Source organism: Stieleria sp. JC731 (assembly GCF_020966635.1).
Classification (GTDB): Bacteria; Planctomycetota; Planctomycetia; order Pirellulales; family Pirellulaceae; genus Stieleria.
The window spans coordinates 924,934-944,619 of record NZ_JAJKFQ010000005.1 but is presented as its reverse complement, the minus strand read 5'-3'; the positions used below and the strand labels follow the sequence as shown (position 1 = coordinate 944,619).

Here is a 19,686-nt window from a genome sequence, read left to right as displayed (position 1 = left end):
GATTGCAACACCCACGTTTACGACACAATGAATCAAAACCCGAACAATAGCCCCGGCGGAAACTCTGGCGACGGTGAGGACTCGACTGATCCACGCGTTGCACGACGCGAAAAGATGGCACAAATCGAAGCGATGGGAATCGATCCCTTCGGTGGCCGATTTGATAATCGCGACATGCTGGGCGAGTGCCGAGAACGTGCCGGTGAAATCAAATTCAAGAATGCCGATGGCGATTTGATCGAACTGCCCGATTTTGAAGATCCCGATCTCGATTACCGCCAATGGAAAAGCGACAACGGACCGGGTGAAGAAATCGGGCCGACCGTGCGAATTTCCGGTCGCGTTATGCTGCTTCGGACGAAGGGCAAATTGATCTTCCTGAACGTCAAAGATTGGACCGGAACGATCCAAATCTTTATCGGCAAGCAACAAGTTGGCGACGAAGATTTCGCCTTGGCGAAACTGTTTGACCTAGGTGACCTTGTCGGAGCTGAAGGCCGCTTGGGTCGAACGAACACTGGCGAACTGACAGTGTTTGCCGAAAAGCTATTCTTCCACACGAAAATGCTTGATCCGCCACCAGACAAGCACGCCGGCCTAACCAACGTTGATCTAAAACAACGAATGCGCTACGCGGACTTGGCGTTCAACGACGGCACGATGGAAACCTTCGTCAGCCGTACGAAGATCATCAAATCGGTCCGCAACACACTTGATGCTGATCAGTATTGCGAGGTCGAAGGCCCAACCCTTCATGTCGTTGCCGGTGGAGCCGCAGCACGCCCGTTTGAGACGCATCACAATGCGCTCGACATGCCCCTGACGATGCGGATTGCATTGGAATTGCATCTCAAACGCTTGATGGTCGGCGGTATGGAACGTGTCTACGAACTGGGACGCGTTTACCGCAACGAAGGCTTAAGCCCTCGCCACAATCCAGAATTCACCATGCTGGAAGCGTATCAAGCGTATGGCGATTATGAAACGATGATGGATCTGACCGAACGCATCATTTGCAACGCGATCGATGCGATTGGAGGAGGCTACAAACGCGAGTTCAACGGAGAAGAAGTTGACTTCACCCCACCCTTCAAACGCGCAACCTATGCCGAGCTATTCCAAGCGGCAACCAATGTCGACCCAGCCGACGTCGATGCGGTGACGAAGTATGCTCAGTCGCTGGGACTTGAAACCTCCGGTAAGCACCCTGACGTCGTCCGCAACGAAATCTTCGAAGAGAAGGTCGAGGACACTCTCGATGGCCCGATCTTCGTGATCGATTACCCGGCGAGCATCTGTCCGTTGACGAAACGTAAGCGTGACAATCCAGAAATCGCCGAGCGGTTCGAGTTGTTCATCAAGGGGATGGAATTGGCAAACGCCTATACCGAGTTGAACGATCCCGATCTGCAGCAAAAACTATTCGAGACGCAGCTAGAAGGTTTGGACGAAGAAGAATCGATGGCCAAAATGGACCATGACTTCATTCGTGCTCTGCGTCATGCGATGCCACCAGCAGGCGGTTTGGGTATCGGAATCGATCGTTTGGTCATGATTCTGACAGGGCAGAAATCGATTCGAGACGTGATCCTGTTCCCTGTACTCCGTCCTACGGAATAGTCCGCAACCGACTTGCCGATTGATGATCTTCAAAAACAGTCAGTCCAATCTATTGGGCTGGCTGTTTTGTCATTTCGGTAGACTGGTAAAACAACTGGTCGGCGACAACCGGTTCAAGCTCTTCGTCGCCATGCCCGATCAAAAGCTCCAAAACCTGGTTCCCTTCGTCCTCGTAATACTCGATTTCGATCGGATGCAAGCCAGCCTGCAAGGAGACCCAGCCGGTTCGCAATATTGCGGCATGATTGCCGTTGTTGTCAGCGACTAGCTTGCCATGCAAAAAGAGTTTTGAACCGTCGTCCGAACGAATGCCCAAACGGTAGCGTCCGTCCTCAGGAACATTCAAGTATCCACTCAGTACCATTTCGTAGTGGTCCTCCATTTCAACGTCTTGCGGCTTTGCCGATATAGCCGAAACGATAATGGGCTGGCCCTCTGGTACAGTGTCGTCATCCAACGGCGTTTGCTGATTTGGATCGTAGGCAGCGTAACGACATTGCAATCCGTTCTGAATGTCTTCGTCGTTGGGAACCAATTCACTTGCCGGTTCACCGAGACGCTTTCGCAGTTCCAATGGCAACTGCAATATTTCTTTGCCACGATGGATCACAAGGTGTTGGGTCTGTCCTGCACGCCAATGGGCTAGTGAAATCGACCAGTCGATTGGATCACGAATCGGCCGTCCGCTGACTTTGACGATCTTGTCCCCGACCTCAAGTCCCGCTTCCGATGCTGGTGATTTCGCATCAACATTTGTCACGATCACATTGGACAACTGTTGATTAACTGTAATTCCAGATACGAATCCGGATCGCAATTCGCCACAGAGAATCTCTTGAACACAAAGCCGAATCGTTTCCGCCGGGACGGCGAAATGGATTCCTTCTTCACTGGGGATACCGCTAACGACGACACCGACTTGTTCGCCATTGAGATTGATGAGCGGTCCTCCACTATTGCCTCGATTGTTCGCCGCATCGAACTGAATCATCTCGTCAAACGATTGCGATGACTCAAGTGCCGTCGATAGCGGATTCACGCCCGTAAAGGCTTCCGACGAAACAATGCCTTCAGTCGCGACGATTCCACGTCCACCCGGTGATCCGACATTCAAAATCGTTTCACCGAGCATCAGATCTTTGCCCGCAGCGATCGTCAAATAGTCCAGCGGAAGAGCTGCACGCGGATAGTCGGGTGAACCGGGACGACTGAAAGCCGGGGGACCGAGCTTTAAAAGCGCGATATCGTGTTCCGGCATCGAACCGACCAAGGCCGCGACCAAAGGCGGTCGCCCTTGTAAGACAACAACATGATGGTCTTTCACGACATGCTTCGCGGTCAAAACGTAGCCGCGAGGATCGATCACCGATCCGCTACCGGTTCCGGTTGGCTTGCCTTTTGAGTCAAACGCATAGACCACCGCTACGCAAGGCTTGGCTTTGGCAAGCACCTTGACGGTCGCAGTTTGTCGAATGTCTTCTTCGGCCCCAACACTATTCAAGCAGAATCCACCGATCAGCAAAAACACAATTATCGCCGGACCGACTCCATACGTTGTGTCTTGTGAGCTGGTACGAATAGCAGAACAAAATGATCTCATGCGAAGTGTTGCTAAACCTGCGGTCTCTGAATTTGAACCATCGCCGTTCGACGCCGAGAAGCGACTCAGCCCTGAACGAGCAAGCTTGGATCGGGATGGTTTAGATTTTAACGACTTCAGAGTCCTCGCGGAACATTTCCACAATTCTTCGTTCGTGATCAAATCCCCGCAAAAGCAACTCAGATTATCTGAAAGGCGATTGGCGGGTCAGCGATCCAGTGACCGCTCCACCATTGTTTGAATGTTTGCGCCGGATTCGAGTAAGAGTACGAGTACCGGGCTGCACCCTGAGTAGGAGTACGACTTGGGGATCGGCTTTGAAGCAGCCACATCAAGCCACGATCCATCGCAGATCGTACTCGTACTCCGCAACGCGGTACTCGTACTCGTACTCGTTCGACAAGCAACTCAGATTTTCCGAAGGACGATTGGCGGGTCAGCAAGCCAATGACTGCTCCGCGATTGCTGGGATGTTTGCGCCGGATTCGAGTAGGAGTACGAGTACCGGGCTCCGCCCTGAGTAGGAGTACGATATGGGGTTCGGAAGGAAGCCGGCTTTGAAGCTGCACATCAAGCCACGATCCATCGCAGATCGTACTCGTACTCCGCAACGCGGTACTCGTACTCGTACTCGTTCGACAAGCAAATCAGATTATCCGAAGGGCGATTGGCGGTTCAGCGATCCAATGACCGCTCCGCGATTGCTGGGATGTCTGCGCCGGATTCGAGTAGGAGTACGAGTACCGGGCTGCGCCCTGAGTAGGAGTACGACTTGGGGATCGGAAGGAAGCCGGCTTCGAAGCTGCCACATCAAGCCACATTCCAGCATCGACCGTACTCGTACTCAGCAACGCGGTACTCGTACTCGTTCGACGAGCAACTCAGATTATCCGAAGGGCGATTGGCGGTTCAGCGATCCAATGACCGCTCCGCCACTACTTGAATGTTTGCGCCGGATTCGAGTAGGAGTACGAATACGAGAAAGAGCTTTTAAGAAGATCGCTTCAGCAGTCGAATTCGTCGACTGGCTTTGGCAACGTAAACTCTGGTTCGAAGGCACCGTCAAAAGAATAGACATCGTCGAAGTCTTCTCGACGATCTGAATCGCTTTTACGCATCTGCTCGATGCGGATCATGTTGTAAACAATTTCACCAAAGTCACTGGTCGAACGGATTCCCCAAGTCGCCAGCACCATCCGCGCGAGATAGCCGTATTGGTCGATCGCATATTGACGACAACCTTCACAAAGCTGCTGTCCGGTGATGTGCTTCGCTACGGAACTTGATACCGGTTCACCGCTGACAGAAGCTTCGGTCAGTTCAGGGAGATTCTCCTGCGTGAACTGCAGTCCCTCGCGAACGAACTGATACGCTTCGTATTTATAGCGTGCATCTTCTTTGAGAAGTTTCCGCATTGCCTGTAGTGGCGAGTTGGATAATTCATGACTCATCGTGCAATGACTCTATTCGATTTTGCAGCGTGTCGGTCAATGGATAGGAAAAATTGGCGACGTGGCCTCGATCAGTTTTGATCGCTTCCCACAGTAGCCGAAAACTTCAACGCTTATTCTAACTCACTGGTTGTCATCGCTACGCGGTTTCTGGCCGTGACCAGAACGAGCGTGACCACCACTTCTTTGTGGAGGCGGCATCTTGGTGATGCTGACCACCTGATCGGCTCCCAGCATGATCCGCCGTTTGTCTTCGGTTCGCACCACCAATTGTTGCGAAAGAATGTCTTGAGCCAAGACCGTAGCCCGTCCATCTTTCGTCAAAATCTGCGCACCGACCGGCGGAAGCTCGGCCGCCATCTGTTCATAGGTATCGAATTCGTAACGCAAACAACATTTCAATCGGCCGCATCGACCCGAAATTTTTGTCGGATCGAGTGTCGACCTTTGCAATTTTGCCATTTTCATCGACACCGGTGGCATCTTACTCAGAAACCGCGAACAGCATATCGGTTGTCCGCAATCTCCGTAGTCTGCCATGATTTTTGCTTCATCTCGGACCCCAATTTGCCGCATTTCGATCCGTGTCTGAAACTCGCTCGCGAGATTTCGCACCAACTGTCGGAAATCGACCCGCCCTTCGGCCAAGTAGTAAACGACAACTTTCTCGCCCCCCAACAGGCGTTCGACGTCGACGAGGTCCATCCTCAACCGCAAAAAATCGATACACCTCTGACAGATCGCTAAATCGTCACGAACCTGGGACTTGATATGGCCCCATTGCGCGAGATCGTCGTCGGTCAACCGACGTAAGATCTTTCCTGCCGTAGGTTCGTGCATTGACTCTAGCGCAACCGGAGTCGCCTCGCAAAGCACCGTACCGACCTCGGTGCCGCGATCTGATTGTAGCACCACCTCATCGTTATATCGAAACGATTCGCGCGCGTTCATCACCCCTAGCAGACGCATCGTTCCGTAGCGAACGACGTATTCCAGGTCTTCAGGCTTGGGTGATGGTGTCGTTGTAGACCGGTCAGAACTCATTGAGTTGCTTCACCAGACTCGGTTGCCGGGGCTGAAAGAGACCATGTCTGCTTGGCAACGTTGATTCCGTCCTTGCGTGTTCCTACAAATAGCCGGCCTGGATTGCTAAAATCAAGCGACCAAACGCCGCTGTATGCTTCAAGCGTCGTGGCTTCGCCGCCGGAAACCAGATGAATTTTTCCACTCACTTCAGAAGCAGCAATCGATCCGCTTGGTGAAACGGCCAATCGAGTGATCCAGTCAGTCCCGACCGCAAGCGATACAGGCTTCGAGTCCGGGGTTGCTTCGACGCGGTACAAGTTTCGATCGCCCGAACCGACCAACAAGGTGGACTCATTTTCATACGCGATGCACCAAGCGGTCTCATTGCTGACTGAAATTGCTCCGATGACTTCGAAGGCGGGCCAAGAAATCAAATGCACCTTTCCTTCGCCATCACTTGCGGCCACCCCCTGTCCGTTCGGTGCCAGAGCGATACAAGTGATCGAAGCTTTTCCAAGTTCGAGTGACTTGGACACTTTCGACTCTGACAGATCCCACACAAATACCTTGCCGGCTTCGTTCCCAGCGATCACAGACTTGCCGTCCGCCGAAACGATGATTTTCTGACACCATCGTTCGAACGCGTTCGGGTGAGTTGTCGGCGTTGCGGAATCGACATCATAAACAACAAGGTTGCCTTTATAGTCGACACTGGCAATCGTCTTTCCGTCCGAAGATGTCGCCACGGTCCAGACCGCGGCTGGGTGTTCATAAAGGTTTGTCAGCTGATCCGGGTGATCGGAATCAAACGAGACAACGTTCGCCGGTTGCAACAACAAACCAGATGCCGTACCAGCGACGAATCGATCGCCGTCAAGATGATCGATCGAGGTGACCCATATCGAATCAACATCAATCCCTTGGGCTGCGCCGGATCGATCGTCTGCATTAGCGTAGACCGCACCAGCAACGACGAGCCATAGTGGTAACCATGCATGAATAAAAATCTTCATTGGTCACTTTCACAAAAGAGATTGAATAGAAAACGAACGTCGGGGCTTTTCCCGACGCTGGGCCGCAATCGATTGTAACAGACTTATCAACTCGTCGCGTGAGAGATTATCAAGACTGCTCAGGACGACTTATTCGTCGGTCACACAGCCTTCGCTAGCGGTTTTGACGTTCTTGATGTACTTGTAAAGCGTACCACGAGTTGCTTTCAACGCGGGCGCTGTCCAAGCACTGCGACGTGTTTCCAATTCTTCGGCTGGAACATCGACATCCAACGAATTGCTTTCGGCATCGATGGTGACAATATCACCGTCTTGCAACAAACCGATCGGTCCACCGATTTGAGCTTCCGGTGTCACGTGCCCGACGATGAACCCGTGGCTTCCGCCGCTGAATCGACCGTCAGTGATCATCGCGACATCCGATCCTAAACCGGCTCCCATGATCGCGCTGGTCGGGGTTAGCATTTCGGGCATCCCTGGTCCGCCTTTAGGACCTTCGAACCGAATCACAACCACATCGCCTTTTTGAATTTTCTTTTCTTCAAGGGCGGCAAGCATCGCTTCTTCGCTATCGAAACAACGGGCAGGGCCGCTGAACGTTAGGCCTTCCTTGCCGGTGATCTTTGCGACCGCACCTTCTGGAGCCAAGCTTCCTTTCAAGATGCGAATGTGGCCACTGGATTTGATCGGCTTGCTAACCGGACGAACGATCGACTGCCCTTCTTTCAATCCGGGTACGTCGGCAACGTTTTCGGCCAGTGTCTTACCGGTCACTGTCAAACATGAACCGTCCATCAAGCCTTCTTCGAGCAGGTACTTCATGACCGCTGGCGTACCACCGATCGAATGCAAATCTTCCTGTACGAACTTGCCGCTTGGCTTCAGGTCAGCCAAGTACGGTATGCGATCACTGACCGATTGGAAATCATCAATCGTCAAAGGCACATCAACGCTGCGAGCCATTGCGATCAAGTGCAACACAGCGTTCGTGCTTCCGCCGAGAGCCATGACGGTTACCATCGCGTTTTCGAACGCGGTACGGGTCATGATGTCCCGAGGCTTGATATCTTTTTTCAACAGTTCAAGAATCGCTTCGCCCGCCAAGACGCACTCTTCTTTCTTCATAGGATCTTCGGCTGGGGTGCTGGCCGAATATGGCAGCGACATCCCCAAGGCTTCGATCGCAGTCGCCATTGTGTTGGCGGTATACATGCCACCGCACGCCCCCGCACCTGGGCAACTCTTTTCGACGATTTCTTGTCGCTCTTCATCACTGATCTGACCGGCGATGAACTGCCCATAGCACTGGAAAGCGCTAACGATGTCCAACTTTTCTCCGTTGCGGAAACCGGGACGGATCGTACCGCCATAGACCATGATCGATGGACGGTTCAAACGTCCCATCGCCATCAAACATCCCGGCATGTTCTTGTCGCAACCCGGTAGGGCAACCAGACCGTCGTACCACTGCGCTCCCATGATGGTTTCGATCGAGTCGGCGATCAGGTCACGGCTTTGCAGCGAATAGCTCATCCCGTCGGTACCCATCGAAATACCGTCGCTGACACCGATGGTATTGAATCGCATTCCGACCATGCCAGCCTCTTCGACGCCCTTCTTAACTTCGGCGCCCAAGTCCAACAGGTGCATGTTGCAACTGTTGCCTTCGTACCAAACGCTTGCGATCCCAACCTGAGGTTTATCCATGTCTTCGCGAGTCAGGCCGGTTGCGTACAACATGGCCTGTGACGCACCTTGGCTTTTCGGCTGGGTGATCTTGCTCGAATATTTGTTCAGCTGAGTCATGGACGGATGGTTGGTTGGTTGGAAGGGATGAATTCGTTGTCGCGGCCAGAGGTGAAGCGACCGGTGGAGGGACGTATTATCATGAACAGTCTCCATTTCACAATCCGTCCCCATTTGGCCCGGACCCTGCCATGCGTCAAAGAAAACCGCTGCTCCATTCCCTCCGCTGGTCCCCCCGTTGGATTTGCACTGTCTCGTCGCGGCCTCACGCAACAACCCAAGTGATGATCCTTGGACTTGCCGTGCTTTTGGGGATATTCGCCGATCAACGGATGCTTTCGGCGCAATCGGTCGCCTCAGATAAGACCGCCGAATCAACGCCCAGTTTAAAATCTTTGTTCGACGGCAAAACGCTTGATGGCTGGGAGGGCGACCCGAAATGGTTCAAAGTTCGCGAAGGCGTGATCGTCGCAGGCAGTGACACCGAATCGATTCCGCACAACTATTTTCTTTGCACCGAGAAGACCTATGGCGATTTCGAACTGATCGTCGAGGCAAGGTTGGTCGGCAAAGGCGACAACGCCGGAGTGCAGTTTCGTACCAAACGGATTCCTAACGATACCGAAGTGATCGGCTATCAGGCGGACATCGGCTTTTTCAAAGACGGTACCTGCTGGGGAGCTTTGTACGACGAATCACGACGCCGGAAATTCCTGGCCGAAGACCAGGAAAAGGCTCAAAAGGCAGTCAAGCGAGGAGAGTGGAATGAACTGCGAGTGTTAGCCAAAGGCGATCGAATCCAGATCTTTCTCAACGGCGTCCAAACCGTTGATTACACCGAACAGGATCCAGAGATCGAACGTGACGGCGTGATCGCACTGCAAGTTCACAGCGGACCACAGCTGGAAGCCCAATACCGAAACGTTCGATTACGCGAACTCTAAACCTGCCGGCTCCGGTCGCTTGCAAAAGCCATCTCGCCGAATTGCGAATCGCCATGCGGCGTGACTGAACAACCGCCGGTGAACCAGACAGCCTACTTTTGCACGCCAAAGCGATGAATCGTGACTTCCTTCATCGTTTCACCGGGACTTAGCAAAGTGCTTTTGAAGTCCGGCTTGTTTGGTGCATCGGGGAAGTGCTGCGTCTCCAAGCAAAAGGCGTCGTGGGGTCCGTTCCCTGCAGTTCCAGCACCACCCCCAAGGTGGTTTGCAGTGTAGAGCTGCATACCGGGCTGAGTGGTTTCGATTTCGAGCGTCCTTCCCGAATCAGAATCGACAACCTTCGCCGCAGGACGCATCGAACCGACTTGGCCACGAACGACGTAGCAGTGGTCATATCCTTTGGTGGCAGGAAGTTCTTCCAGTCGCTCTCCAAGCGTGGTGGCCGAACGAAAATCCAACGGGGTTCCGGCCACATCGTTCAGCTTTCCGGTGGGGATCAGATCGCCGTCAACATCTAGGTACTGGTCGGCCTCGATCGTCGCGACGTGATCTTTAGCCGTACCGGTCCCGGCACCACCCAAATTCCAGTAGCTGTGATTGGTCAAATTGACATGTGTCGCCTTATCGGTGGTGGCCGAATAAGTAATCGTCAATTCGTCAGCATCGTTGAACGTGTATTCCGCGACCGCTTTAACCGTGCCCGGGAATCCGTTATCCCCATCAGGGCTGGTCAGTTCAAAGCGGACGCCAACGTGGTTGGACTCCTGAATTGGCTCACCAGACCAAACCAGGTAGGAAAAATTCTTCTTCCCACCGTGCAGTTGGTGTTTTCCGTGGTTGACCACCAGTGGATACTCTACGCCGTCGATCGTGAATTTGGCGTTCCCAATTCGATTGCAAAATCGGCCAACGGAACTTCCGAAATAGGGATGTCCGTCGACGTAGGGCTGCAATGAGTCGAAACACAAATTGACGTTGGCAATGTTTCCGTCACGATCTGGAACCTCGACTTCCAACAAAGTCGCGCCAAAGTTCATCACGCTGACGCGGTGGCCTTTGGAATTGACCAAGGTGTATCGAGTGATCGGTTGGCCATCGACTGTCCCGAAGGGAGCGGTTTCTATCATCATCGAACGATCGTTCTTTGGTGGCGGGGCTAGTGAAGTCTGGGCACGTACGGATTGCGCGGGCAAATACGAAAGGACTGAATTGAGTGCCAGTGTTACACCAATCGCTATGGCACCGACAAGTACGGACAAAGGCTCCTTCGCAGAATGCTTCATCATCATGGGTCCGGTGATCGACTGAACTGGGGCAAGCTGGATGTGGTGAAATCGTCTGGATCCGAGTCGACTGAACGAATCGTGATTGGGCGAAGATTGAACGTGTGCTCGAAAAAACAGGAATGGGACGCATCGGCGACAGAACCGCCCGATCACCACCTGTTGGAAACGATTTAATGAAAGATAGTGTAGTGCCCACAACGACCGTGCAACACAACCAAGCCATTGCGGATCTATGCGATTTGCAAACTTGGCAAAACGAGTTTTCGCCGCTGAAGATTGGCAACGTGGAAATCGGCTTTCCTGTCGTTCAAGCGGCACTTAGCGGGTACAGCGATCTGCCGATGCGCACCGTCGCAAGACGATTGGGCGCCAGCTATAGCGTTTGCGAAGTCATGCTGGATCAGTTCTTGCTCGCGCTTAACAAACGCCAACGCACCAAACATTTTCTGGATATCCACCCGGAAGAACATCCTGTCGGAGGCCAGCTGATGGGCGCCGAACCGGAACAGTTTTCACTCGGTGCGTTAAAGCTTGTTGAAGCCGGATTCGATGTGATCGACGTCAACTTTGGCTGCCCCGTCAAAAAAGTCCTCGGACGCTGTCGCGGTGGCTTTCACCTGTCTCAGCCCGATACGGCAATCGAAATCCTACAGCGAACGCGCGATATGGTTCCCGACCATATCCCCGTGACCGTCAAAATGCGTCGCGGAATCGACGATACTCAAGAGTCACGTGACGCATTTTTCAAAATCCTCGACGGTGCGTTGGAAAACGGGCTTGCCGCGGCTACCGTCCACGGGCGAACGGTTGTGCAGCGTTATGTGGGCCCGAGCCGCTGGTCATTCCTGGGCGAAGTGAAGGCACATGTGGGTGACCGAATGCGGATCCTAGGAAGCGGCGATCTATTCACAGCGGACGATTGCCTGCGGATGATGCGTGAAACCAAAATCGATGGCGTGACCGTCGCTCGCGGTGCGATCGGAAACCCATGGATCTTTTCACAAGCGATCGCACTGGCGAACGGTTTGCCGATGCCCGCCCCCCCAACCCTGCACGAACAAACCGCTGTCATGCGGCAGCACTTTGACCTCTGCGAAGAGAGCTATGGAGAAACACGAGCTCCGATGCTGATGCGGAAGTTCGGCATCAAGTACAGCCAGTCACACCCTGAATATGAAGTCGTCCGCCTCGATTTTGCGAAAATACGTTCGCGTCAAGATTTCGAGAACGTGCTCGATAAGTTTTACCGTGAAGACGGCCCCGGACGCATCGTGCCCCGCGAATGTCACGGCAGCCAAGAAGAATAACATCCGGGATAGTCAATCGTTTCCCTGAGGTGGTAAACTCTGCTCCATGAGCGAAAAACAATTTAGCGATCGAGTTCGTCAGCTGCGTAACCTGGTTGTCATGGCTTTTGCCGATGGCTCATTGGGCGAACGCGAAGTCGACTACGTTGCACAACGGTGCCATGAGCTGGAACTGGGCGAAGCGGACCTGACCAATGCCATTCGATTCGGCTTAGGCGACGACGCTGCACTTGAATTGCCTTCGGATCCAGCCCATTGCGAAGAGCTGCTGGTGGATTTAATCAAAGTGATGGCCGCCGACGGTGTGCTGGACGAAAACGAAAAAAGACTCTTCGCCCTAGCTGCCGCCAAAATGAATGTTTCCGCCGAACGACTTAATGAGTTGCTCGATCGGACACTGAAATCTCTGGACTAGTGTTTCGTGGCTAAGATTCTGATTACGTCCGGACCGACTCGCCAATATCTTGACCCGGTCCGATACATCTCGAACGCATCAAGCGGCCGGATGGGTGCTGCTCTCGCACGCGCGGCGTTGGACCTTGGACACGATGTCACCATCATTTCCGGTCCAGTCACAATCGACTATCCCGATGGCGCAACCATCGTTCCTGTCGTTACGACCGATGAAATGCTGGAAGCGGCAACCCACCACTTTCAGTCCTGCGATGGCGCGATCGGCGCTGCCGCCCCTTGCGATTACATGCCGCGATTTGTGAACGATCAAAAGATCGCAAAGACAGGCGAACCGTTGACGTTACAGTTGGTTGAAACGCCTGACATCGTGGCAACGCTGGGGCAGAACAAAACGGCGAAACAGTGGGTCGTGGGCTTCGCTCTCGAAACTGAAGATCGACGATTTCGTGCGACAGTCAAACTGGAAAAGAAACACTGCGACCTGATCGTTAGCAACGGCCCATCTGCGATCGACTCGGACGAAAACGAAGTGGAGCTTATCGGACGTGACGGTACCGTCCTGCTGAAAGTTCGCTCCGATAAATCATCAGTGGCGTCCGCGCTGGTGAAAGAAATTGACGCTCGGCTGATCCGAAACGCCATCACACCGAACCCGAACTGAATCGACCATGTCCACTGCAAACGCATCAACTGCAAACACTGTCGATCTAAGCACAACGCTCGGACGCCTCGTCCTGCCGAACCCTATCCTGGTAGCATCTGGAACGTTCGGATACGCCCGAGAGATGGAAAAGATCGTTGACACGTCTCGGCTTGGTGGGATCCTACCAAAGACAATCACGGCCGAACCGCGGGTCGGTAACGCACCCTGGCGAACGGTGGAAACGTCCGGCGGACTGATGAACGCGATCGGGCTAGACAACGATGGAATCGACGCGTTTCTTGAACACCATCTTCCGTACCTTGAATCGATCGGCGCACCGATCATCGTCAGCATTGCCGGGCGGACCGAAGAAGACTTCGTTTCACTTGCCACACGCGTTGGTGAACGGAATATCGCAGCCGTCGAGCTAAATCTCTCATGCCCAAACGTCAGCGGTGGAATCGACTTCGGAATCAATCCCGAATCATGTCGCAAAGTTGTTCAGGCAGCGCGGGACGCATGTGCCGTCCCCGTTTTGGCAAAGCTCACACCGAACGTTACAAAGATTGCTGATGTTGCCAAAGGTGCGGCAGATGGCGGAGCCGATGCCGTCTGCCTCATCAACACGGTGCTTGCAATGGCCGTCGATTGGAAAAGAAGAAAACCCATTCTGGGGAACGGAATGGGAGGACTGAGCGGACCAGCCATCAAACCGATCGCCCTTCGGTGTGTCCATCAGGTCGCATCTGCCGTGGACGTTCCCATCATCGGCATCGGCGGAATCGCCAATATCGATGATGTGATGCAGTTTCTAGTCACTGGCGCCTCGGCAGTGCAAATCGGAACGGCCAACTACTACGACCCTACCGTTTCGACTCGATTGATCGATCAGCTACCCGAGGCCCTTGGGCAGATCAACGCTTCGACGGTCAAGGAAGTCATCAAAACGTTGGGCGTGTAATCGAACTTGCCTTAGTTCGACGCAACGCTCGGCAACGCTTCGACGTTCACACCTTCCACGCCAGCCTTTTGAGCTAAGGACAAGTGAACGCGAAGTTGGTTTATCGCCAGTTGCAACTCAGCCTTGTCGATGCCGCCTTCAGTAAGCTTGTCGAACAGCATTTGGTTTGAACTGACATGTAACTGAACCCATCGTGCATCTTCGGCACGGCGTTCGGAAACATCGGTGTACTGAGCAATATCGTACTGGGCGATATCGCTAGACCGCACACTTGAATCTTCCGTACTCGGTTGACCACTCAACTTAGGCTCAGGATTGTCGACAGCCACTTCGACATCGGGATTGATTGTTCGGACCTCATCCACGTCATCGACCACGTCTTCATCGTCGAATTCGGCGTATTTCCCACCGGCATTCTCGACAAAATAGTCGCCGTCCTGGTCGTAGTCATCGACATCGTAGATGGAGTCCGTCGCGTAGGGCAACGTACCGCTTCGAGTCTGTGTCTCGCGATTGCTAATATGAGCCCCGTAGACCTTCGACACGCCACGGTCACCAGCGGCGGCGATGGACTTTTCAACTTGGTCTTCAATCTTCTCTGCCAAGCTCTTACGTTCCGCGACAGGCTCATCGACGTTGGTAACTCGATACTGGTCGATATCTAGATCCTTGGGACTTTGCTGCTTCGTCGTCTTTTGAGGACGTGCTACCTGCTTTGAGCTTCTGACGCTTGCATCCGTACCAGACTGGACAGGCTTTGACGCGAGTCGTTGCCATCCCATTTGCTCCATCTGCTCGACGATCTGTTGTGCTTCTTTAGAAACTTGCATCAGCTTTTGCGTTTCCTGCTCGTCATCAGATTCAGATGCCGCTCGCTTGGCGACGCCTTTGACCAAGTTTGCGTCACTCCATAGGACGCCAGCCCAAGCCCATTCACTGATGTCGCGAATATCGAGCGAGCTTTTCACCTCGCTGGGGATCTCCGATTTACTATTGACCGCCGTACCTGCCGACAGCAGGGAAGGCTCAGGAGGCGGGCTCGGTGGTTCTGCCGAGTTGGCACGCGAAGCGGCCAATGCACAGAGAACGATAAACAGCAACGCGAGCGGCGTACGGAGTGGATCAGTCATAAGATTTTGGGAGTAGGAGTGAGATTCGCTAGCGACCGGCGATGCAATAAACCCCTTACACGTCTAGACAAAGTTGATTGCAATCGACGAACACCAAGCTTGGTGCGTCTTACTTGAGACGGTCATAAAACGCGGATGCGGAGCGTCTTGTGGCAATACGTGTCATACCGACAATGGCTCCGGACACTGCGCCCCATAGGAGCGCGTCCTTCCAATCGACCTCGGGTGACGCGGGATTCTTTGGTGGCTCACGATCGAGTGCCGTACGCCAACTGGCTTGCAATGCATTCCGAGCGATAAAGGTTGCTGCGATCGCCGCACCATAGGCCAATAGATTCTCAGTGGGCGAAACGCCGACGTTTCGCCCATTCGGTTCGTCGTGCCCTGTCAGCCGACCGTTAATTTCGGCCTTGGCATCCAGAGCACGTTCTTTCAGTTCTTCAATCACGATCGTGCCCGTAGGTAGATTGAGTGGTTGATGTGTTATTTAAGCGTGACGGTTTCTGCAAATCAGGGCTCTATGGCTTGATCTTCCAACCGACGATGATGCCCAAACCAAATGCCCAGCATGCCGCGACGTCTGGGTGATCTTTCGCGTACGACTTGGCCAAGCTAAACAAGTCTCGCGCGGGCTCCTTGACGTAATGTTCTGCAGCACCCTGACCGTATTCGACCGCTTGCTCAGCAACACGGTGGGTAACGTCTTGAACCTTGCTTTGGCCGTTGGACGAGGCACTTGCGGTTTTGGTAGTTGTTTGACTGCTGGTAGACATTGCTAAACTCCTTCAATCTAAAGTGGTTAATACTGTTGTTTATCGAAGCGACGTATACTCGCGTCGCAACGGTTCTCTGTGGCGATTTGGATACACCCGTTCGCCGGGACGATCGAAATCTTCCGCCCGAATTTGGTTTCGAGCTGAGTGACTTGGTGAAACCAATGTCGCCTTCAGCCATTTGAGGCTCTCAACGAATTCAGACTTGCTTTCGTTCATCGCCTCCGAAGCTTTCACCATCGCTTTAGCCGCGTACCACAGCAGAGCTCCCACAGTGATGAAAGCGAGCACGGACACGACAACGATCGAAGCACCGGCGGTTAGTGCCGTGAGGTCGCGAAGCAAAAACCCAAGTCCGACGAGCAGCACGGTTAATGCTGAACCGGCGAGTGTGACAGCGGCTGTACCCGCAACCATCGCGACGGTCAGCTTTCGCCGAGCGGCCTGCGAATCAACGGAAAGCAATTGCCATTGCAATTCCATCAAATCGATTACGTCTCGAATGACTGCCCGCATCGGTGAGGTCTGCTTTTCATCACTCATCGGATGGTCCTCTTGACGATCCAGCCGATCACCATGCCAGTAGTCAAGGCGGCAACCATGGCCGCTTTAGGATGGCTAACAACAACTTTGTTCAGTCTGTTGTCGCGAGCTCCTTCAAGGTGCTCGGATCCGTCGTAGACTCGATCCGGAATCTTTGTTTGCTGTTCGAGTGGAGCAATCATGGCTTTTCTTCTACTAAGTGTGTCTCTACTGAAGTTCGTGAGGCGTCGGTTGCGGCCGTCATTAGCGTCCGGACCTGGAGTTATTAGATAAAACAGACGACACATGGGTCGCTGCCATCGAAACCGCCTGCCGGATTGCGATGGTCGCAACCGCCCCAACTAACCCACCAATCAAACCCTTCTTCGCCGGTTCGCTATGCTGATCCCGAGGAAGCGGATGGCGTTCAATGACGACTTGCTTCCGTGGCGACGGACGTGACGGAATGAGCATAAAACCGAACGCAGCAGCCACACCCATCATCGCCGCCGGGTGACGGCGAAAGTGATACTTCCAATCGCTAAGCTCTTTGACTTGATCGCGAGCTTGGTCGACCTCATACGGAAGGTTGGTGCGGATCTCTTGCATCCGATGCTTAATTGCTTCGGCCTGCTTTTCTGTTGCGAGTGTTGTAGCCATGTGTCTTACTTGGTCCGAACGTTTGATCGAGGGCCTGCCGGTATGCGCCAACGCCTATCGACGTTTACCCAGGAAGAAAAACGCTCCTGCTGCGATCCCCAAACCGAACGCGATTGCGATCGATTCACGCGGACGACTTTTGACGGTGTCCACGAATCGTTCCGCATAGTCTTCCGACATGCTGGCTGCATCTTGATAACGATGCTTCATGTACTCAGCCGTTTCATGAGCCATGTGCTGAGCAGCTTCGCCGTACTCAGCCGCTGCTTGCGAAACCTTCTCTGTGAATGACGGATCAAGGATCCCATTGAGAAAGTTCTCGACTTCATTGCGAGTCGCGCCGGTCTTCTTTTGCACGACTCCGACGAGCTGCTCTGCTGAACCGCGAGCCATCTGCAGATCATTCTCTGTCAACTGCCCCCAATGCTCTCGCAAGCGTCCCTTAACTTCGTTCCACTGTCCGTGAAGTTGTTCTCGATTAACCATTTCAACACTCCTTCAAATGAGTTTCGTTGATAACGCCGTTTAACGGCCTTGCATTTCGACAGAGCTATGGTTGCACGTCGCATGCCATTTCTCAGAATGCAGTTCCAAAATTCCAATTCACGCTTAAGTCGCTCAGAAATACCGCGAAGGACGCGATCGGAACCCGGCTCGTAGAACAAGTTTGCGGTCGCGATGAACGCAATAGAAACACGCAAAGCGGTGACGCATGACGCAGTGATTGATCGGTGGTCACGCTGGTGCGAGTTCATCCACCAACAGAGCGTGCGACTTGCAATCCGTTCGGAGATCTAATCCGTCACGTCAGTTGACCAAGTGAATCATTGAACATGGCAATGGTCCACCGCGAGCCATCTTCGAACTGGATGCAAACAGACATTCACACCAAATCGCGCATTAAAAAAGGCACCTCCACAACAGAGGTGCCTGGTCAATTGGCTCATTCAGCCGAGTGCCATCCCGCCAACTACTTTTCAGCCGAATGGACGATGACGAAAGCAGGTTCAGCTTACGCCTCTTGTGCCTGCACCATCCACAAGTGCTTTTCCAGTGGGGCAGAGATGCTGATCAATAGGTCTTCGCTGACAGGGTCAAGATCACCGACTTGGTCGATCGATTTACGCAAACCATCAATCGCAGTTTTAATCGCGTCGGCCACATGAGTCGTGGTGGACTGAACATCGTGGAAGCCCGCTGGGTAATCCTTTAGATCACTATTCTTCGCAACGGTCTCTGAACGCCCGTCAGCCGGAACGCCTAGTGCAGCGATCCGCTCGGCAACTTCGTCACTGGCTGCACGAACTGTCTCGATAATTTCGTCGAGCTGCAGGTGGATCGAACGAAAGTTCTTCCCAATCACATTCCAGTGGGCTTGCTTGAGCAGCAATGCCAGGTCAACCAAATCAACCAGATTTTGCTGAAGCAAGCTCGTCGTCGTTTCAAGACGTTCGCCTTCGAGAATCTGTCGCTTAAATGGTGTAGTTGTAGTCGTCGACATGTTGCGTCTCCTGTTCGGAATTGAATTACTGTGCTTCGCTGTTCGAAGCGTGTGACAACCGAAAGGAATGCAACTGCGATGCCAATGACGAGATATTTTTCAAGGAGTGGCTAGTGAGGGGGCATACGACCGGGCCAGCGAGCCAGCAAAAAACACGGACTAAGGTTCCGCGACGAAGCGACGTAGTTTTGGAGAAATCGTCGCGACCTGAAACGCATTTGCAAAGGAGCCCCAGCTCTCCGAGCCTCGAAGTGTCGCAAAGAAAGCCATCAGGAACTGGTCACGATCAAGAGGCTTTGAAGCAAACGCACTCGCCCCAACACCTTGCACTAGCTCCTCAATCTTGCCGTCCTCCAGACTGCTGATCACCAAAATAGGAAGATCAGTCGCCTCGCGATCAGCGTCATCACGCAGTGACCGAATCAGCTGCACGCCGTCACCGCCGGCCATGTCAATGTCCGTGATGACGATGTCTGGACGATGCCCCTTGGCTAGCTCAAGTGCCTCAACACCATTGCCTGCCTCAAGGCATTCAAACCCCAATGCGGTAAGCCATGTGCTGATCGCGAGCCGTGTGCTACGCACATCATCGACAATCAAGCAACTTCCTACGAACTGACGCACGCGTAACCATTTATCTGAAAAGTGAACTCTGAGCATGACGAAGTAACGCCTGCTGCACCGCAACCGCGGCAATAGAATCGGCTTGGTCGAAAATCACCCGACGCAAGAACGAAGGTGAATACTGGCTCGACAACGACTCCTTACAAGGAACCAACGTAGCAACTTTTAGGCCATTAAAACTTCAATAATGTCACTATCTAGGTCTCAACGGCATGTGCCAGATCCATTTCGAGCTGCAGGAAACAATGGGCTAGCCAAGAGCACCCCGTTTAAACACGCGCAGCTCTCGGAAGCACCGATCTTTCGCAACGTTTAAAGCAAGCTTTTCAAAGAAACACTGTTCGTAGCGTTTGACCAACGGGCGAGTAAACTTAACCTTCCTCGAACAAAACCGATCCATGCCGTTCATACGGAGCGTACACTGCGTAAGTTCCGAAGCTACGAAACAAACCAGGTCCATTGGCG

General features: G+C 53.3%; 20 protein-coding genes. 6 read left to right on the top strand and 14 right to left on the bottom strand.

Annotated elements, in window-relative coordinates; all coding sequences use genetic code 11:
- The first annotated feature begins 27 nt into the window (after positions 1-27).
- Positions 28-1,620, top strand: a complete 1,593-nt coding sequence (gene lysS, locus LOC67_RS14495; RefSeq protein ID WP_230263322.1) for a lysine--tRNA ligase — start codon at positions 28-30, stop codon at positions 1,618-1,620.
- 49 nt (positions 1,621-1,669) lie between these two features.
- Here the strand turns inward: lysS and LOC67_RS14490 are convergent, their stop codons facing one another.
- The 5 genes from LOC67_RS14490 to ilvD form a co-directional block, all read right to left on the bottom strand.
- A complete protein-coding gene (locus LOC67_RS14490) occupies positions 1,670-3,220 on the bottom strand; it encodes a trypsin-like peptidase domain-containing protein (RefSeq protein ID WP_230263321.1) in 1,551 nt (516 codons plus the stop codon).
- Between the two features lie 1,004 nt (positions 3,221-4,224).
- Positions 4,225-4,671, bottom strand: a complete 447-nt coding sequence (locus tag LOC67_RS14485) for a Minf_1886 family protein (RefSeq protein WP_230263320.1) — start codon at positions 4,669-4,671, stop codon at positions 4,225-4,227.
- A 123-nt stretch (positions 4,672-4,794) separates the two neighbouring features.
- Positions 4,795-5,715: a stage 0 sporulation family protein gene (locus LOC67_RS14480; protein ID WP_230263319.1), complete on the bottom strand. Its 921-nt coding sequence runs from the start codon at positions 5,713-5,715 to the stop codon at positions 4,795-4,797.
- Positions 5,712-6,710 carry a WD40 repeat domain-containing protein gene (locus tag LOC67_RS14475; protein WP_230263318.1) on the bottom strand — a complete coding sequence of 333 codons (999 nt, stop codon included), beginning with the start codon at positions 6,708-6,710 and terminating at the stop codon, positions 5,712-5,714. The genes LOC67_RS14480 and LOC67_RS14475 overlap by 4 nt, the downstream gene beginning before the upstream one ends.
- 129 nt (positions 6,711-6,839) lie before the next feature.
- The gene (gene ilvD, locus LOC67_RS14470) at positions 6,840-8,516 is read right to left on the bottom strand and encodes a dihydroxy-acid dehydratase (RefSeq protein WP_230263317.1); all 1,677 of its coding nucleotides are present in this window, start codon (positions 8,514-8,516) and stop codon (positions 6,840-6,842) included.
- A 224-nt stretch (positions 8,517-8,740) separates the two neighbouring features.
- Between ilvD and LOC67_RS14465 the strand changes: the two genes are divergently transcribed.
- Entirely contained in the window at positions 8,741-9,400 is a 660-nt protein-coding gene (locus LOC67_RS14465) for a DUF1080 domain-containing protein (protein ID WP_230263316.1), read from the top strand.
- 92 nt (positions 9,401-9,492) lie between these two features.
- On the opposite strand, the gene LOC67_RS14460 is transcribed toward LOC67_RS14465, so the two are convergent.
- On the bottom strand, positions 9,493-10,530 hold the full coding sequence (locus tag LOC67_RS14460; RefSeq protein WP_230263315.1) for an aldose epimerase family protein: 1,038 nt from the start codon (positions 10,528-10,530) through the stop codon (positions 9,493-9,495).
- 329 nt (positions 10,531-10,859) lie between these two features.
- On the opposite strand from LOC67_RS14460, the gene LOC67_RS14455 reads away from it, so the two are divergent.
- From LOC67_RS14455 to LOC67_RS14440, 4 genes are read left to right on the top strand one after another with little or no spacing between them, the layout of a single operon-like run.
- Positions 10,860-11,993 (top strand): tRNA dihydrouridine synthase, encoded by a 1,134-nt coding sequence (locus LOC67_RS14455; protein WP_230263314.1) that lies wholly within the window; start codon positions 10,860-10,862, stop codon positions 11,991-11,993.
- A 46-nt stretch (positions 11,994-12,039) separates the two neighbouring features.
- Positions 12,040-12,408, top strand: a complete 369-nt coding sequence (locus LOC67_RS14450) for a TerB family tellurite resistance protein (protein WP_230263313.1) — start codon at positions 12,040-12,042, stop codon at positions 12,406-12,408.
- A gap of 6 nt (positions 12,409-12,414) precedes the next feature.
- A complete protein-coding gene (locus LOC67_RS14445; RefSeq protein ID WP_230263312.1) occupies positions 12,415-13,068 on the top strand; it encodes a phosphopantothenoylcysteine decarboxylase in 654 nt (217 codons plus the stop codon).
- 7 nt (positions 13,069-13,075) lie between these two features.
- Complete coding sequence (locus LOC67_RS14440; RefSeq protein ID WP_230263311.1) at positions 13,076-14,011, top strand: dihydroorotate dehydrogenase; 936 nt, start codon at positions 13,076-13,078, stop codon at positions 14,009-14,011.
- An 11-nt stretch (positions 14,012-14,022) separates the two neighbouring features.
- On the opposite strand, the gene LOC67_RS14435 is transcribed toward LOC67_RS14440, so the two are convergent.
- From LOC67_RS14435 to LOC67_RS14400, 8 genes are all read right to left on the bottom strand, one after another.
- Positions 14,023-15,141: a hypothetical protein gene (locus LOC67_RS14435; protein ID WP_230263310.1), complete on the bottom strand. Its 1,119-nt coding sequence runs from the start codon at positions 15,139-15,141 to the stop codon at positions 14,023-14,025.
- A gap of 109 nt (positions 15,142-15,250) precedes the next feature.
- On the bottom strand, positions 15,251-15,589 hold the full coding sequence (locus tag LOC67_RS14430; RefSeq protein ID WP_230263309.1) for a DUF4235 domain-containing protein: 339 nt from the start codon (positions 15,587-15,589) through the stop codon (positions 15,251-15,253).
- A 70-nt stretch (positions 15,590-15,659) separates the two neighbouring features.
- A complete protein-coding gene (locus LOC67_RS14425; protein WP_230263308.1) occupies positions 15,660-15,914 on the bottom strand; it encodes a hypothetical protein in 255 nt (84 codons plus the stop codon).
- Positions 15,915-15,953: 39 nt separating this feature from the next.
- A complete protein-coding gene (locus LOC67_RS14420; RefSeq protein ID WP_230263307.1) occupies positions 15,954-16,457 on the bottom strand; it encodes a phage holin family protein in 504 nt (167 codons plus the stop codon).
- A 243-nt stretch (positions 16,458-16,700) separates the two neighbouring features.
- Positions 16,701-17,096, bottom strand: coding sequence for a hypothetical protein (locus tag LOC67_RS14415; RefSeq protein WP_230263306.1), 396 nt, complete (start codon positions 17,094-17,096; stop codon positions 16,701-16,703).
- Positions 17,097-17,150: 54 nt separating this feature from the next.
- Positions 17,151-17,582, bottom strand: coding sequence for a CsbD family protein (locus LOC67_RS14410; protein ID WP_230263305.1), 432 nt, complete (start codon positions 17,580-17,582; stop codon positions 17,151-17,153).
- A gap of 526 nt (positions 17,583-18,108) precedes the next feature.
- Positions 18,109-18,597 carry a DNA starvation/stationary phase protection protein Dps gene (gene dps / locus LOC67_RS14405; protein ID WP_230263304.1) on the bottom strand — a complete coding sequence of 163 codons (489 nt, stop codon included), beginning with the start codon at positions 18,595-18,597 and terminating at the stop codon, positions 18,109-18,111.
- A gap of 159 nt (positions 18,598-18,756) precedes the next feature.
- Positions 18,757-19,221, bottom strand: coding sequence for a PleD family two-component system response regulator (locus LOC67_RS14400; protein ID WP_230263303.1), 465 nt, complete (start codon positions 19,219-19,221; stop codon positions 18,757-18,759).
- Positions 19,222-19,686: the final 465 nt, after the last annotated feature.